The organism is Gardnerella sp. CCPDSM (genome assembly GCF_056754715.1).
The window spans coordinates 1-1,595 of record NZ_JBQEQO010000021.1 but is presented as its reverse complement, the minus strand read 5'-3'; the positions used below and the strand labels follow the sequence as shown (position 1 = coordinate 1,595).

Here is a 1,595-nt window from a genome sequence, read left to right as displayed (position 1 = left end):
ATTTTACTTAAAATTGTATTATTTTATTAGCGATATCTTCTACAAATCGCTTATCGTGTTCCACAAATATGAGTGTAGGCTTTGCTTCTTTTATAATTTCCTCAATCTGTATTCTTGATATTACATCTATATAATTCAGTGGTTCGTCCCAAACAAATATATGAGCTGGCTTTGAGAAACTTACAGCAATTAAAACTTTCTTTTTTTGTCCATCACTATAATTCTTCATATCCATTTCAAATAATTCTCTTGAAAAATCTAATTTTCTTAGAATTGTTTTACACAATGTTTCATCAACATCTTGCTTGTGAATATATTCATTTAGGCTACCTGTTAAATTAGATGTGTCTTGAGGAATATACGAGATTTTTAAATTACCTGCTAATTTTATCTCACCTGTATACTCGTGATTTATACCTAATAAAATTTTAATCAAGGTTGATTTTCCGCTACCATTACCCCCATATATAGCCACTATGTCGCCTTGCTTTATCTCGAAACTTACATTATTTAGGATCTGTCTCTCTCCATAGCATGATGATAAATTGCTAACCGATATTAGAGGATTTTTATGATGATGTAATGGATGCAATAATAGACTTTCCTTTGTTTCGATATCTTTTAGTAAACTCTGTTTTTCTTCTATTGCCTTGTTTTGTCTATTCTCCAAATTCTTAGATTTTTTCATCATCTTGGCTGATTGATGACCTATATGTCCTTTGTCTGGTTTTACACCTGATACTTTTACACCATTTTTAGTATTTTCAATTTTATCAGACCAAATTTGACTTTGTCTTGCAGACTCTTTTAATCGTTTAATATCTTTTCTTAATCTCTCATTTTGACTAATTTCAAATTGGTCTTTCATCACTTTGTTTTCATACCATGATGTAAAATTTCCCGATTGGACATCAATAGAATTCCTGTTAATAGAAATAACATGATTGATACAACCATCTAAAAAATCTCTATCATGAGATATAAGCAAAAATCCTTTTTTACTTTTCAGATATTCACTTACAATTTTTCTTCCGTCCATATCTAAATGGTTTGTTGGTTCATCAATAAGTAAAAAGCCATCTTCTCTTGTAAACAAAATAGCTAAAAGGATTTTTGTTTGTTCCCCTTTAGAAAGCGTTTCAAACTCTCTGTAAACAAGGTTCTCATCTACATTTAGCAAACTGAGTTCTCTAAATAACTTCCATTCTTCATCATCTGATATTAGTTCTTTATATAACTCAATTCCTAATTTTGAAGTATCGCTTATATTTGGTGGAAATTTAATAAATTCAACATCCTTGCTTATTTTACCTTGATAAGTTTCTTGATTTAAAAGTAACTTAAATAGAGTTGATTTACCGATTCCATTTCTTCCTATCAATCCCGTTTTCCAGTTTGTATCAAAGGAAAACGATACATTTTTAAATATGGGTTTTACATATCCATAATATGAGAAAGTGAGGTTTTCAATTTTAATTACTGACATAAAACGCCTCCCTAAATTATCATTTACCGCCCGGGTGCAAAGTGTGTGCACCTTTTAACGTTTAGTTTTTCATGTATTACTACGGTTATCACTGCTTTGCTTTTCAGTC

Annotated in this window: 1 protein-coding gene; it reads right to left on the bottom strand. The window is 30.1% G+C overall.

Annotated elements, in window-relative coordinates; genetic code table 11:
• Nucleotides 1-7: 7 nt before the first annotated feature.
• Nucleotides 8-1,486, bottom strand: a complete 1,479-nt coding sequence (locus tag ACTJLE_RS06220; protein ID WP_004113321.1) for an Lsa family ABC-F type ribosomal protection protein — start codon at nucleotides 1,484-1,486, stop codon at nucleotides 8-10.
• Nucleotides 1,487-1,595 lie beyond the last annotated feature (109 nt).